Source organism: Candidatus Woesearchaeota archaeon, assembly GCA_020854775.1.
In the GTDB taxonomy this organism is placed as follows: Archaea; Nanobdellota; Nanobdellia; order Woesearchaeales; family 21-14-0-10-32-9; genus 21-14-0-10-32-9.
In genome coordinates this window covers 25,942-39,217 of record JAHKLZ010000050.1, presented here as the reverse complement: position 1 = coordinate 39,217, position 13,276 = coordinate 25,942, and the positions used below count along the sequence as shown (strand labels likewise).

15 protein-coding genes and 1 tRNA gene are annotated in these 13,276 nt (G+C 31.4%); 7 read left to right on the top strand and 9 right to left on the bottom strand.

What is annotated here, in order from left to right; genetic code table 11:
• The 3 genes from KO361_06260 to KO361_06250 all read left to right on the top strand — a co-directional run.
• Nucleotides 1–214: tail fiber domain-containing protein (locus KO361_06260; GenBank protein MCC7575167.1), on the top strand; the 214-nt coding region annotated here is incomplete at its 5' end.
• A gap of 58 nt (nucleotides 215–272) precedes the next feature.
• A complete protein-coding gene (locus tag KO361_06255; protein ID MCC7575166.1) occupies nucleotides 273–1,358 on the top strand; it encodes a hypothetical protein in 1,086 nt (361 codons plus the stop codon).
• A 120-nt stretch (nucleotides 1,359–1,478) separates the two neighbouring features.
• Nucleotides 1,479–1,958 (top strand): hypothetical protein, encoded by a 480-nt coding sequence (locus tag KO361_06250; GenBank protein MCC7575165.1) that lies wholly within the window; start codon nucleotides 1,479–1,481, stop codon nucleotides 1,956–1,958.
• Nucleotides 1,959–1,973: 15 nt separating this feature from the next.
• Here KO361_06250 and scpB read toward each other — a convergent pair whose 3' ends face one another.
• Nucleotides 1,974–2,996: an SMC-Scp complex subunit ScpB gene (gene scpB / locus KO361_06245; protein MCC7575164.1), complete on the bottom strand. Its 1,023-nt coding sequence runs from the start codon at nucleotides 2,994–2,996 to the stop codon at nucleotides 1,974–1,976.
• Nucleotides 2,997–3,090: 94 nt separating this feature from the next.
• Here scpB and KO361_06240 point away from each other — a divergent pair, with 94 nt between their 5' ends.
• Entirely contained in the window at nucleotides 3,091–3,684 is a 594-nt protein-coding gene (locus tag KO361_06240; GenBank protein ID MCC7575163.1) for a hypothetical protein, read from the top strand.
• On the opposite strand, the gene KO361_06235 is transcribed toward KO361_06240, so the two are convergent.
• Nucleotides 3,674–5,317 carry a hypothetical protein gene (locus KO361_06235; protein ID MCC7575162.1) on the bottom strand — a complete coding sequence of 548 codons (1,644 nt, stop codon included), beginning with the start codon at nucleotides 5,315–5,317 and terminating at the stop codon, nucleotides 3,674–3,676. The two genes, KO361_06240 and KO361_06235, sit on opposite strands and share 11 nt — an antisense overlap.
• A gap of 144 nt (nucleotides 5,318–5,461) precedes the next feature.
• On the opposite strand from KO361_06235, the gene KO361_06230 reads away from it, so the two are divergent.
• A complete protein-coding gene (locus tag KO361_06230) occupies nucleotides 5,462–5,896 on the top strand; it encodes a hypothetical protein (protein MCC7575161.1) in 435 nt (144 codons plus the stop codon).
• A gap of 2 nt (nucleotides 5,897–5,898) precedes the next feature.
• Here KO361_06230 and KO361_06225 read toward each other — a convergent pair whose 3' ends face one another.
• On the bottom strand, nucleotides 5,899–6,975 hold the full coding sequence (locus tag KO361_06225; GenBank protein MCC7575160.1) for a hypothetical protein: 1,077 nt from the start codon (nucleotides 6,973–6,975) through the stop codon (nucleotides 5,899–5,901).
• 6 nt (nucleotides 6,976–6,981) lie between these two features.
• Nucleotides 6,982–8,082 (bottom strand): hypothetical protein, encoded by a 1,101-nt coding sequence (locus KO361_06220; protein ID MCC7575159.1) that lies wholly within the window; start codon nucleotides 8,080–8,082, stop codon nucleotides 6,982–6,984.
• Nucleotides 8,083–8,237: 155 nt separating this feature from the next.
• On the opposite strand from KO361_06220, the gene KO361_06215 reads away from it, so the two are divergent.
• Complete coding sequence (locus KO361_06215) at nucleotides 8,238–8,567, top strand: hypothetical protein (GenBank protein MCC7575158.1); 330 nt, start codon at nucleotides 8,238–8,240, stop codon at nucleotides 8,565–8,567.
• Between the two features lie 11 nt (nucleotides 8,568–8,578).
• A complete protein-coding gene (locus tag KO361_06210; GenBank protein MCC7575157.1) occupies nucleotides 8,579–8,722 on the top strand; it encodes a hypothetical protein in 144 nt (47 codons plus the stop codon).
• Here the strand turns inward: KO361_06210 and KO361_06205 are convergent, their stop codons facing one another.
• From KO361_06205 to KO361_06185, 5 genes are all read right to left on the bottom strand, one after another.
• The gene (locus KO361_06205; protein MCC7575156.1) at nucleotides 8,723–9,802 is read right to left on the bottom strand and encodes a mechanosensitive ion channel family protein; all 1,080 of its coding nucleotides are present in this window, start codon (nucleotides 9,800–9,802) and stop codon (nucleotides 8,723–8,725) included.
• 10 nt (nucleotides 9,803–9,812) lie between these two features.
• Nucleotides 9,813–9,885, bottom strand: a tRNA-Val gene (locus KO361_06200).
• A gap of 42 nt (nucleotides 9,886–9,927) precedes the next feature.
• On the bottom strand, nucleotides 9,928–11,175 hold the full coding sequence (locus KO361_06195) for a U32 family peptidase (GenBank protein MCC7575155.1): 1,248 nt from the start codon (nucleotides 11,173–11,175) through the stop codon (nucleotides 9,928–9,930).
• 49 nt (nucleotides 11,176–11,224) lie between these two features.
• Nucleotides 11,225–11,617, bottom strand: a complete 393-nt coding sequence (locus tag KO361_06190) for a hypothetical protein (protein ID MCC7575154.1) — start codon at nucleotides 11,615–11,617, stop codon at nucleotides 11,225–11,227.
• Nucleotides 11,618–11,647: 30 nt separating this feature from the next.
• Nucleotides 11,648–13,276, bottom strand: a complete 1,629-nt coding sequence (locus KO361_06185) for an MMPL family transporter (protein ID MCC7575153.1) — start codon at nucleotides 13,274–13,276, stop codon at nucleotides 11,648–11,650.

The following is a 13,276-nucleotide window of genomic DNA, read 5'->3' as shown; positions in this document are numbered from 1 at the left end:
AATTGAAGGAATAAAATTCAAATGGAAACAAAACAACGAAGAATCAATAGGACTAATAGCACAAGACGTAGAAAAAGTATTTCCTGAAATAGTAAACACCCCAAAAAACAGCCACAAATCAATACAATACGGAAACCTCGTGGCTCCTTTGATTGAGGCTGTTAAGGAGTTGAGTGAGCGTTTAGAGAAGTTGGAAGGTAAATTTGAGTCTTAGTTTTTTTGTGTTTTTGTAATGAAAAAGCTTAAATAAATAAAAGGTTATGTTTTTTGTTATGAGTGATTTTTTTGTTAAGAGGTATTTTTTGGTTTTCTTGTTAGTTTTTGTTTTGTTTATTAGTGGTTGTGCTTTTATTTTTGAGGATAGTGTGCTTTATGTTTTTTTGAATAAGAACAAGGTTAAGGGTGATTTTGTTAATGTTTCTATTGATAACTTGGTTTTTTTAGGTCCTATTCCTGATTTTGTTGTTAGGATTGGTGAAGTTGCTTATATTGATATGAGTGATTTCGTTGTTGGTGATGGTTTGACTTTTAGTGTTAAGAGTAGTGATGGTTTTTCTTTTGGTGTTCATGAGAATTTTGTTAGGATTATTGGTAAAGAGGTTGGTGTTTGGAGGACTAATGTAAGGATTTATGATAATAATAAGTTGTATGTTAGTAATGATTTTGATGTTGTTGTTTTGGATAGGTTCGTTGATATTGGTGAAGCTGATAGGTTCAAGGAAATGGTTGAAGAGGAGAATAGTCTTGTTTCTAAGATTGTGTCTTTTTTTAGTTCTAGTAGTTCTTCTAGTAGTTCCGTGGTTGAGGAAGAGGATTTTTGTCGTTTTTATAGACTGATTAGTTCTGAGGAAGAGGATTTTTTGGAGGAAGTTTTGGTTTATGATAATATTAGTAAGATTGTTAGTTTTATTAATTCTAATTTTTCTGTTGTTGATTCTGATATTTTTAATTTGAGTAAGCCCGTGGATGTTTATAATGCGAGGGAGGGTTCTGAGTATGAGTTGTTACGGTTGTTTTTTCTTATTGCTGTTAGGAATTGTTATTCTGGTCAATTAGTTGTTTATGAGTATAATGTTTCTGAGGAAGATAAGGGTTATGGCGCCGTTGTTTTTTTTAGGGGTCTTGGTTATTTGGAAGAGGTTGATGAGCCTAGGTATTTTTATTATGAGGATGGTGAATTCAAGGTTAATCATTATGGTTGGTCTTATAATGAGTTTATGCTTTTGGAGGATGAGCGTAATGATATTTTCATAGAGCGTATTGGTTATCTTAGTGATTATGATTCTTTATCTAATAAGGAGTCTTATCTTTTGGATGTTTATGAGTGGGGTTCTAGAGAAGAATATGATAATTATTAATAATAAAGTGTATTTGTTTTTGATTAGTTTTGATAATGTATTGAAAATAAATAGTTGAATTATTTTTTAGGAATTTTTAAAATAAAAAAGTTTTTATATATTCAAGAACTGATTACTTTTATGTTTAAGAAGAAAAGAAAAATTTTGTTGATATCCTTATTCTTATTAATTGTTTTGGGTACTTTATCTGTTGTTTTTAGTCAGGCTTGTTGTACATTAAATACTGGGACTACTAATAATTATTGGTGCTATCATGGGAATTTTCGTAGGCTTGTTAGTTTTCATGGTCAAAATTTGTTTGTTCCTACTGGTAGTAGTGGTGAGTGGAGTAGTTTTTTGAACAACGCGCCTTCTGATGTAACTCCATACACCATAGAGTGTTGTAGTGATAGTAATTGTTTAAGTCTTACTTATAGTCGATGTGTTAGTTATTCTTGTGTTGAATGTGTTGAATTATTAGATTGTAGTCATAGGTGTATAGATGGCGGAGGTCAAACTCGTACTTATTGGACTAATATGTGTATGGAGTGTTGGGATAATACTTGCAATAATGTTCTTACAAGTCCTGATTGTTCTGTTTATTGCACTACTGATTACTGAGTCTTAGAATATTTTTTATTTTATTTTTTTGTGTTGATCTTCGTCTTCTTGATTTTCTTTAACAATATCATTTTCTTTTGCATTTTCTTGTTCTTCGTTTTCTTCGTTTTGTTGTTCTGTGTTTGTGCCTATTAGGTCGTCGATTTGTTGATTTATTTTTTTTAAGAATTCGGGTCCTGTTTCTTCATTTTCTTCTTTATCTTCTTGGTTTTCTTGTTGTTCTTCGTCTTCTTGGTTTTCTTCGAATATTTGTTTGGATTTTGTTGTTCCTATTGTTTCTTCTTCTTGTTCTTGTTTTTCTTTGAATATTTGTTCTGTGTCTTCGTCTGTTCTTTTTCTGAAGCTTTGTATGTCTTGTTCTGATTCGTCTATTTTTTGTTTGGTTTTTTCGAATTTTTCTTCGAATTCGTTTAGGAAATTGTTTTCTTGTTCTTCGTCTTCATTGGTTTTTTCTAGTTTTTTCATTCTTTCAGTTATTTTGTCGTCGAATTCTTTGTCTTCTTTTTCGTCTTTTTCTTCGTATACTTCTAGGTTTCCTAGTTTTTCTGGTTTCTTGACGTCTTTGAATAGTTCTGCTAGTTTTGAGTCTCCGTCTATGTCGAAGTATTCGTGGAACTTCGTGGTTAGTCTTATTTTGTAGCTTCTTCCTTGTCTTTCTCTGTTTATGAATCCTTTTGCTTCTAGTAGGGCTATGTGATCGTAAGACGTTGTTCCTCTTATGTCTTTTATTTCTGATTGTAGAACTGGGCTTTTATATGCTATTATTGCTAGTGTTTCCATTACTGCGCGAGGCATTTCTGCGTCTGATACTACTTCTTTTATTATTTCTGTGTATTCTTCTTTTACGTTTAGTTTCCACGCGTCTGCTTCGTTATATATTGTTAGGCTAGTGTTGTTTTCTTCGTATTTGTTTTTTAGGTCTGTTAGTGCTTTTTTTATTTTGTTTTTTGGTATTTTTGATAGCGTTATGAGTTGTTCTTCTGTTATGTATTTTCCTGATGCGAATAGTAGTGCTTCTATTTTTTTCCAGTCTTCCATGAATCATGAGATGAGTTCTTTGTTTTTAAACTTTTTTATTGGTTTTATTTATTAGCCAAAACGTTTTTAAGTAATAAGAGTTTCTTGTTGTTTTATGAAATCAAAAGAAATTAAGGAATTCGTGGAGCAAGGTTATTTGCATATTAATGTTTTGTTTGAGGTCGTTGGTAATCCTAAGGAGCACGTTGAGGCCATGGTTCGTAAGGTCATGGAAGGCGTTAAGAGTAATAAGGGTGTTAATGTTTTTAAGGAGGATTATGGTGACGCTGAGGATGCTGGCGATGGTTTATGGGGTACTTTTTGTGAGGCTGAGATGCTTATTAAAGACGTTAATTTATTGTCTTGGATAGGTTTTAATTTTTCTCCTGCTTCTATTGAGGTTAAAGCTCCTAAGGAAGTGGTGATGAAGGATAAGGATTTGTCTGATTTTATGGGTGAATTGTTGGCTCAGCTTCATCAGAATAATATGAACACGGTGCAGGCTAAGTCTGAGTCTAAGGGTTTGTTGGTTAATTTTAATGCTTTGATGAGGAACGCTGTTCTTCTTGCTTTGCGTGGTGAAGAGATGACTTCTTCTGATATTGGTAAGGCTGTTGGTATTTCTGAGGAAGGTATTATTCCTGTTCTTGAGGCTATGATTAAGGAGAAAACTCTTGATAAGAAAGGTGATAAATTCTTTAGGATTTAGTTTTTGTTATTTTTTGTATTGATTTTTTTATTTCTTGTTTGAATAATATTAGTAGCGATATCGTTGTTATGATTATGAATATTATTTGTTTTTGGTTTTCTTTTATTTGGTTTTGTGTCATTGTTGTTTTTGCTGTTATAGTTTTTTGTTCTTCTGATTCTTCTTTTATTTCTGCTTTTTGTTGTTCTTGTTGTTCCAGTATTGTTATTAGTTCTTGATTGTTCATTATGATTTTTTGTTCTTCTGATTCTTCTTTTATGCCTATTTTTGGTTGTTCTTGTTCTTCTTCGTTGTTTTCTAAGTTTAGTTGTAGTATTTGTATGTCTTTTGTTTCTTCATTCGTTATTAGTTCTGCTATGATTGTTTCGTTGTGTTTTTTAATTCTTATTGGTATTGTTTCTGTTTTCGTTGTTAGTTCTATTAGTTTTGTTTCTTTTTGTGTTGTTATTCTTAGTTTTGTGTTTTCTGGTCCTTCCCAGCTTATTATTATGTTTATGTCTTCTTCGAATTTTTGTTTTCTTGTGTATAAATTGTTTATTTTTGTTTCTGGTTCTTTTTCTTCTTTGTTAATTATTATCATAGTGGTGTTTTGTGTGTCTAGTCCTTCCGCGGTTATTTCGTATTCTTTTAGTCCTTCTGGTAATTTTGTTGGTATTTGGAATGGTATTCTTAAGTGAAAATCAGTGTTTTGTTTTTGTACATATACTTTTAGTGTTTCTGATTGTTTTTTTCCTTGTAATTCTAATTGTATATTTATTAGTGTTTTCAGGGTTTTTGCTTTGTATCCTTTTAATTCTAAAATTATTATGTCTCCTGGTTTTGCTTCTTTTTGTGTTGTTATTTCTATGTTTGTGTTTTTTGGTTCTTGTTCTTCTTGGTTTCTTATTGTTATTATTTTTTTGTGGATTTGTGTGCAATTGTTTATTTTTGTTTTTATTAGAAATGTTTTTTCTGATTCTTGTATTCTTGGAGTGTATGATTTTGGTGTTTTCGTTGTTGTTTCTAGTTTGTTTTTTGTTATTTCTCCAAATATGTTTTCTACCCAGTATTCTATTTCTTCTTCGTATTTGGTTGTGTTTGAGCAGTCTTTTATGATGAAGCTTATTGTTTCTCCGTTTTCGTATATGTTTTTTTCTGTTATGATTTCTAGTTTGCAGTCACACATATTTTTTGTTTCGTTTATTATTGGTGTTTCTTCGTTGTTTTCTTCGGTTGTTTCATTTATTGGTTTTAACTCTGTTGTTGTTATGTTTTTGCAATCTTTGTTGTTGCTTAAATTAGTATCTTCAAAGTTTAGGGGTGTGAGTTCTACGCATAATTCGTATTTTCCTGGTTCTAGGTTTATTGTTCCTAGTCCTGTTTCTGTGTATTTGTTTATTGTTCTTGTAGTGTTCCATTCTTTTTTGGTTTCGTTATTTTTTATTGTTGCGTTTATGAAGAAGTGTAGTAAGTCAGTTGTTCCTGTTTCGTGATCTAGGTTTTCTACTTTGAATATTTTTGTGTGGTTTTGGTTTGGTTCGGGGTTTTCTAGTATTATTTTTATTTCTACGTCTCTAGTTATGGTTTCTGCTGAAGTATTTATTGTTAAAATTGTGATTATGATTATAAGAATTGTTAAGTAGTTTTTTTTCATGATTTTTTTGTTTGTTTTTGTTTTTAATAACTTCTTCGTGTGAATATTCAGAGGTTTTTCGGTTTTCACCCAATAATTAGTTTGTTGAAACCTTTCAGTGGTAAAAAAAGAAAAGTTTATATATTGTTTTTGATTCTTAATTTCATGAATGCGTTTGCAAAAATTAAAAAATCTAGAATTGATAGGGAAAAGTTCAGTAAAGATTTAAGTGACGTGATGAATAACATAGTTGTTGATTTACAAAGTTCTTCTAGTGATTCTTTTTATGTTGATTTTTTTGTTCCTGATAAAAATGTTTGTTGTTTGACTCATTCTCTTGCTTACTCTAATATTTTTGATTTAGATTCTGTTCCTGAAACTTATATTTTTAAAGATGTTAAAAAGAAGAATTTGTTTGGTAGAGAATTTATTCGTAATGAATTGATTTTTTCTGTTAAAAATGATCTTTACATTAATGATACTGATTTGGAGTTAAGAGCTCGTGTTTTTGATATTTTTGCTTTGCCTGCTATTTATAGTAATTTTTGGTCGTTTAAGAAAGAGTATGGTGTTGATCTTAATATTGTTAATTTTAAGTGATTTTATTTTTTTTGTTTAATTCTGAATTTTTTTGTGTTTGGCACATATTTTGTGTTTATGTATTTTCCTTGTGTTTCTTTTTGTAAATCATATGTTTTCTTGATGCTTTCTAGTATTGCTTGGTTTTGTTTTTGTGTTCCTACTTTGTGGAATATCATGGTTATTTCGTAAACGTCGTTTCGTCTTTGTGTTATTGTTGGTCTTTGTTGTATTTCGAACATTAATTTGTTTCTTCTTTTTATTTTTGCTTGTTCTGTTAATACTTCTAATGAATACTTTAGGAATGTTTCTGTTGCGGTATTTATTGCTGTGAATTCTCTTGCGATTTCGCCTTTTTTTGGGTCTGTTATTTCTGCCACTACTACGTATACTTGTTTTCCTTCTTGGTTTGTTGCTTTGTATATTCCTCGGTATAATTCTTGGTTGTTATTTTTTGTGTCTCTTTGATTTAGTTCTAATCTTTGTTCTAGTTCTTTTATTAGTGTTTCTAATTCTTTGTTGTTTTGTTGTTGTGACATTTCTTGTGCTGTGTTTTTTATTTGTATTAAGTGATTTCTCGCACCTCCATGTACTGCGTAATCATTTGCTATGTTTGATTCTGGTTCTAGTGTTATTATTGCGTCCACGTATTTTTCTATGTTATATTTTAGAAGTCTTTGTGGAGTTATTAGTTCTTGTATTATTTGTTTTATTGGCAAGTCATCTTTGGTTATGTCTCTGTTTTTTGTTATGTTTTTTATTTCTACGTATTTTCTTGCTAGTTCTATGTCGTAGCTTGGTTGGTTTCTTAGTTCTTCTAATGATTTGTTCATTGTTTTAATTAAGAAGTCTTCGTCATAATACAAATCCCTGGAATACAAGACGTATCTGTCTTCGTGTCTTGTTAGTTTTATTTCTTTTTTGTAGTTATTAAAAAGTATTGTGTCTTGTCCTTTAAAGTTTAATATGTCTGTTATTATTTCTTGTTTTCTTTGTTCTTCTTTGTTTTCTGTTTTTTTTATTGGTATGTTTTGTTGTGTTGAACAAGAATAGGTTAAATACAAAGCCATTATTAAGCTGAGGGTTTTGTTTAGTTTCATTTGTTTTTATTTCTTTTTTTTTGATTTTTTTGCTTTCTTTTTTCTTTTTGGTATAAGCAGTAAAATAGTTGTTCCTGTTAGTAATGCGTAGAATAGTATTGTTGCTAGTATCATGAATCCTGGTATGAAGCTTAGCATTACTAATGTTAGTGCTCCTATTAGTATTTCTAATCTTATTTCTCTTCTTGGTCTTATCATTTCCATTATTTGTTTTCCTATTAGTAGAGCTGTGAATGCCGGCGTTATTATTAGTACAGCCATTAGTCCTAGGATTAGTAGTAGTCCTATTGGTGCTGTTATTACTGATATTAGTAATATTAATGAGATTGTTGGTAATAGTATTATTGTTAGTATTCCTATTAGTAGTGTTTTTATTGGTTTTTGTGTTGTTGTTTCTATTATTTTGTCTGTTGGTTTTTGTAGTGTAATATGTATTAGTGCTGCCAGTATTATTATGATTAGTAATAGTGTTATTTTTCCTAGTAGTAGTTCTTTTGTTGTTATTCTTGGTTTTTCTGTGTATGTTATTGTTCCTTTTACGACGTTTTCTGGTATGTTAGTTCCTTTTGTTACTTCTAGGTTTCCGTTAATTCTTGTTTCTGGATTTATTATTATTTGTCCTGTGAGTTTAGCATTTCCATTTATGATCGCGTTTAATTCTAGTTTTTGTGTGTTTATTGTTACGTCTTCGTTGTATGTTCCTTGGATTTTTGCGTTTGTTGCTTTTATTGTTGTTTTTCCGTTTATTATTGTTGTGTTGCTTGTTTCTATTTTATCTGTTATTATTCTTAGTTCGTTGAATACGTAAACGTTTAGTTTTGTTTCCATTGCTATGATTCTTAAGTCGTCTCCTATTATTCCTTGTATGTTTATTTTTGAGGATATCGCGTTTAAGTCTTTGTTTATTGTTCCTTCTATGTTTGATTCTGCTGTTAATAAGAATAAGTCTCCGTTTATTGTTGTTTCTATGTTTTGTTGTGGTGCTAATACGTACGTGTTTTCTTTTTGGTATTCTTTTATTGTTGGCGTTTCTGCCACTGTTATGTTAGCAAGTAAGATTATTAGTATTGATATAATTATTAGTTGGAGTTTGTTTTTTTTGTTCATTTAGCACCCTCAAATTGTTTTTTTGTTGTTTATTGTGTTGGTTAAATCGTTTTATCTTATATATTTTTTCATTCACGAGTAGTTTCAAAATCAATTATTTTCATTATTGAAGTTAATTTAGAAAAGTTTTTAAACGTGTAAATCAATGAATTTGTATGGTTAGAGGCAGACCTATCGGTAGTAAAGTAAGGCAGAACATGATAGAAATTCTTTATTTTCTTGGTTCTGCTCATGGATATCATATTTATAAGGTTTATAAGAACGTTTATGCTCCTGTTACTCTTCGTGCTATTTATTATCATTTGAAAAAAGGTCTTGAAACTGATGAATTTGAAATCGCGGAAATTCAGAAAGAGCATGGTGATTTTTCTTGGGGTACTGAAGCTGAGAAGACTTATTATAAGCTTGGTAAGCGGGCTAAGCCTAAGATTGATAATCAGTTAAAGCTTTTTTTGGATTCTAAGCCTGAATTTAAGCAACGTTAGTGGTGATTTTGATGTTAAAGTGGTTTTGTTGGTTAGGTATTCATTCTTGGAATAATCCTGTTAGAGTTAGTCATGGTTTCAAATCTAGTGTTTATGATGTTAAAAAGAAATGTTCGAGATGTGGTAAAGTTAAGAGATGGGTTGAATCTAAATAATTATTTTTTCTTTTTCTTTTTTTCTTGGTACATGTGTATAGTTCTTGTTGGAAATGCGAATTGTATTCCTTCTTTTCTAAATGCTTTTACTAATTCTAAGTTCACTGTTTGTTGTGTGTCCATGTATAGTTGATAATTTTTATTTTTTATGAAGTATATTGCTTCGAATTGCATGTTTGAATCTGTGAATGTTTTGAAGTGAGCTCTTGATAATTCCGCGGATTCTATTTTGTTTAGTATTTTTTCTATTATTTTTGGTATTTTTTGCAATTTTTCTACAGGCGTATCGTATTGTACTCCTACTTCGAGTGCTACGCGTCTTTTTTCCATGTGTCTGAAGTTTCTTACTCTTGATTCTGTTAGTTCTCTGTTAGAAATGATGAGTTCTTCTCCGTTCAATGTTTTTATTCTCGTGGATTTTATTCCTATTTTTTGTACGAAGCCCATGTCTGTTCCTGTACTGATGAAGTCTCCTTTTCCGAATGGTTTGTCAAAATATATTGATATTGATGCGAATACGTCTGATAGCACGTTTTGTAAAGCGAATGCTATAGCTACGCTTGCAAGTCCTAATCCTGTTATTATTGTTCCTAGATTTACTTGGAACATTGTTAGTATCGCTATTATTGCTATTATCCACGCTGCTATCGATAATAGTTTTGCGCTTATTTCTATCGCTGCTGGGTCTTTTCCATTTTCGTCTTTATTTCTTTCTATTAGTTTTGAAGACACATAATTAATTATTTTTATTACTATTTTCGTTATGTATACTGTTATTATTATTGCTAAAGCGTATCTTAAAATCTTTGATACTATTTCTGTTCTTTCTAAGGATACTGACGCAATACTTAGTCCTATAACTAAGAACAAAGGCCATGTGAATGCTTCCATTATTTTTAGGAAGAATAATTGTTTTTCTGGGTTTTTTTTATCTATTTTTTTTAGTATTTTTTTGAATAAATAGGAGATTAATGTGAGTCCTAAGAATATTAAGGTCATTATTAATAAGGCTACTAAGTAGTCTTGTACCATGTTTCCGTGGACTTCCGTTGTTAATAGGGTTTCTACTAATTGTATCATTTTTTTTTGATGGGCCTGCCCAGAGTCGAACTGGGGATCTTCCGCGAGTCAAGCGGATGTCATAGCCACTAGACCACAAGCCCTTTTGTTTTTAAGAACTTGATTTATTTTATATATTTTATTCTTTAGTAAATATTTTTTTTCTTGATTACGTATACTTTGTCGTTTTTTCTTATTTTGCAAGGCACTTTTATTGATACTAACTCGTTTTTGTTTGCTTTTTCTATTGTTTGATTTTCTTGTTGTATTTCGTCGCAAACAAAGTTCACTATTCCTGTTGTTGGTCCTATTATTAAGATTTGGTCTTTTTTCTTGAATGGTGTTGATTCTACGAGTATTGATGCTACTTCTTTTTTTTCGTAGTAATTAATGATTTTTCCTACTAGTTGTTTTGTTTGTGTGGCTTTTGAGCCGTAAGTGTTGGACCATTCGTTTATTTTTGTGCCTAAGTAGTATCCTCCTTCCCAGAATCCGCGGTTGAAGACTTTTTCTAAGTTTTTCTTTAATTTCTGTGCTGTTTCTTCTGTGTATTTGTTTTGTTTTATTAATTCTAGTGCTTCTCTGTACGTCTTGGTTACTTCGTATACGTATTCTGGGCTTCTTCCTCTTCCTTCTATTTTCATGATTGAGATTCCTGTTTCTATTATTCTTTTTAGAATAGTTATGGTGCATAAGTCGCTTGGAGACATTACGTATTCGTTTTCTAACCTTAGTTTTTGTCCTGTTTCTTCATCTAGTACTTTGTATTTTCTTCTGCATGTTTGTAAACAATCTCCTCTGTTTGCTGAATGTCCGTAAGTTGCTAAGCTCATGTAGCACTTGCCTGATATGGCTATGCATAGTGCTCCGTGTATGAATGCTTCTGTTTTTATTAATTTTTTATTTGGTCCGGTTATTTTTTGTTTTTTTATTTCATCATTTATTTTTTTTATTTGTTTCAGTGTTAATTCTCTTGCTAGAACTATTGTGTCTGCGTAGTTTGAGTAGAATTTTATTGCTTCAGTGTTTGAGATGTTTGCTTGTGTGCTTAAATGAACGTTTAAGCTTTGTTTTTTTGCTTCTGTTATTATTGCTAGGTCTGATGCTATTATTGCGTCTACTTTCGCGAGTTTGGCTTCTTTTAGAACTTTTTTAGCTTCTTTTAATTCGTCGTCGTAAACCACTATGTTCAGAGTTAAGTATCCTTTCATGTTGTTTTCATGAAGAATCTTCATTATTTTTTTTATGTCTTTTATTTGAAAGTTATTTGCTGCGCGTGCTCTCATATTCATTTTGTCTATTCCGAAATAGACTGAATCTGCTTTTGCTTGTATCGCTGCGCGTAGTGATTCCCATGATCCTGCTGGCGCCATTAGCTCTATTTGGTTTTTCATTAGAATTGGTAATGTTTCTGTTTTAATATGGTTTTCTATTTTTTGTGTTTTAAGAAACTTTTTTGTTATTTTTCGCGGCATACTTTGTGCTGCCGTTTACGTGGTTGTTTTGTAAAAAATTTGTTACTCCTTTTCCTACAACTCTTGATATTATCTCGCACAGTCCTCTATCATAATTGTTTATTACTGTGCTTATTCTTTTTCCTTGAAACGTTGCGCAGTTTAGTTCTTGGTTTTGTTTCATGTCGTATTGTTGAACTATTTTTTCTAATTGTTTAATTGTTGAATTTTGTAATACTTCGTAGTCTTTATTTCTTCTTAGTTCTTCTGACATGTTATTTATTGGGTTCTTTACGTATTTTATTAAGTCATTTAGTGTTATAGAAATATCTTGTTTGTACATGTCTATTAAAGGAAATCTTGGTGTTTCTGTTTTTTCCATTTGTTTTGCAACTCAAAAAAAAGTTTTTTTTTATTCGTCTATTATTATTTCAAGTACTTGTGCGAATGCTGGTCTTGTTATGAACACCCCCATGCTTATTCCTACTATTGTTGTGAGTGCAAATCCTTTTAGTAGTCCTGCTCCTGCAAATAGTAATGGTATCATTGCTACTGCTAGTGTAAAGTACGCAGCCATTATTATGAAGAATGCTCTTGCTACTCTTTTTTTCCATGATTCTGTTTCTTCTTTTGATTTTTGTTTTTTTCTTTTTAGTGTTTCGTCACTTATTATTATTTGATCGTCTACTCCTGATCCTACCGCGATGATTATTGCTGCTATCGCCGCGATATCCATTCTCCATCCTATGAGTGCTGCGAATCCTAGTATTAGTATTACTTCTGATAGTATCGTTATTATTATAGGTATTGTTATTCTCCATTCTTTGTATCTTATTGCAATTATTGCACACACAGCTATTATTGCGAATATGCCCGCTATTACTGCGTTTTTTATGAATCCTGCGCCTAGTGCCGGGCTTATAGAGTCTGTTTTAACTACTTCTAATCTTACTGGTAAGCTCCCTGTTGATAGTATTGCTTGTAAGTTCCTCATTTCTCTTAATGTGTTTGCTCTTGCTTCTTTTTCTGTTGAACCTGATCCTGAACCTGTTATTCTTATTGATGTTACTACTTGTCCTTTTAGGCTGGATGATATTCTTAGTTCATCCATAACTTCATCATCTAGTATTAATGTTAAGTTTTCTGATAAGTATCCTTCGTTTCCTATACCTAATGTTGTTAAGTTCTGAGTGGCTGCAGCCATTCTTCTTGCTGCGTCTTGGCTTAATGTTATGCCAAATTCGAATCCACAGAAGTGTTCGCCTGCTTGTGCTGAGCAACTTGTTATTCTTGAATTTTCTCCTGATGTGTACACAAAGACTATGTCTCTTTCTCCGCCTAGGAATACAGGTGTTTGTCCTACTTTTGCTTCAAATTTTCCTTGTTGTGATAATAATTCTGTGACTTCGTCTTCGTTTACGCCTGGTATTTCTGCTGATACGTATACGTTTCCGAATAAATCTGATGTGCTTCTTACGCTTATGTCGCTTAATCCGTAAGCGTTTAGGCGTTGTTCCATTCCTCTTACCGTCATGTCTAGGTCTTCTGAGCTTATTGGTTCTTGTGGTTCTAGTAATACGCGGGTTCCGCCTTCTATATCTATTCCTGTTCTTATGTTATTTTTTGGTCTTGGATAAACATTTAATCCTATTTCTTGGTATTCTTGTATTGTTATTTCTTGTTCGTTTTCAATGATTGTTTTGTTTATTAGTTTTTGTGTTATGTAATATGTTCCTTTGTTTGTTTGTAACGTGAATGTTTGTCCTGGTTCTATTTTTTCTATTGCTTCATAATATTCTAGGACTGTGTGTATTTTTTCATTGTTTATTGATGTTATTACTTCTCTGTTTACTGGTCTTACTGCAGGCGCAGGATTAGGTACTCGGGTCGGTATTGCTTCTGCTGCCGCGCTGTCTTTTGTTACGGATCTTATTGCTACTCCTTCTTGGAATACTGGTCTTATGAATAGAACTGCTAGCAGTAAAGCTATTATTAGTATGATTACTCTTTTGTTCCTTATTATTCTTCGTAGTTTGTTCAT

Coding starts and splice junctions, on each gene's coding strand:
- KO361_06240 (MCC7575163.1), top strand. CDS start 3,091: ATGAAATCAAAAGAAATTAAGGAATTCGTGGAGCAAGGTTATTTGCAT.
- KO361_06230 (MCC7575161.1), top strand. CDS start 5,462: ATGAATGCGTTTGCAAAAATTAAAAAATCTAGAATTGATAGGGAAAAG.
- KO361_06220 (MCC7575159.1), bottom strand. CDS start 8,082: ATGAACAAAAAAAACAAACTCCAACTAATAATTATATCAATACTAATA.
- KO361_06210 (MCC7575157.1), top strand. CDS start 8,579: ATGTTAAAGTGGTTTTGTTGGTTAGGTATTCATTCTTGGAATAATCCT.
- KO361_06185 (MCC7575153.1), bottom strand. CDS start 13,276: ATGAACAAACTACGAAGAATAATAAGGAACAAAAGAGTAATCATACTA.
- KO361_06235 (MCC7575162.1), bottom strand. CDS start 5,317: ATGAAAAAAAACTACTTAACAATTCTTATAATCATAATCACAATTTTA.
- KO361_06190 (MCC7575154.1), bottom strand. CDS start 11,617: ATGGAAAAAACAGAAACACCAAGATTTCCTTTAATAGACATGTACAAA.
- KO361_06195 (MCC7575155.1), bottom strand. CDS start 11,175: ATGAAAAACCAAATAGAGCTAATGGCGCCAGCAGGATCATGGGAATCA.
- KO361_06250 (MCC7575165.1), top strand. CDS start 1,479: ATGTTTAAGAAGAAAAGAAAAATTTTGTTGATATCCTTATTCTTATTA.
- scpB (MCC7575164.1), bottom strand. CDS start 2,996: ATGGAAGACTGGAAAAAAATAGAAGCACTACTATTCGCATCAGGAAAA.
- KO361_06225 (MCC7575160.1), bottom strand. CDS start 6,975: ATGAAACTAAACAAAACCCTCAGCTTAATAATGGCTTTGTATTTAACC.
- KO361_06255 (MCC7575166.1), top strand. CDS start 273: ATGAGTGATTTTTTTGTTAAGAGGTATTTTTTGGTTTTCTTGTTAGTT.
- KO361_06205 (MCC7575156.1), bottom strand. CDS start 9,802: ATGATACAATTAGTAGAAACCCTATTAACAACGGAAGTCCACGGAAAC.
- KO361_06215 (MCC7575158.1), top strand. CDS start 8,238: ATGGTTAGAGGCAGACCTATCGGTAGTAAAGTAAGGCAGAACATGATA.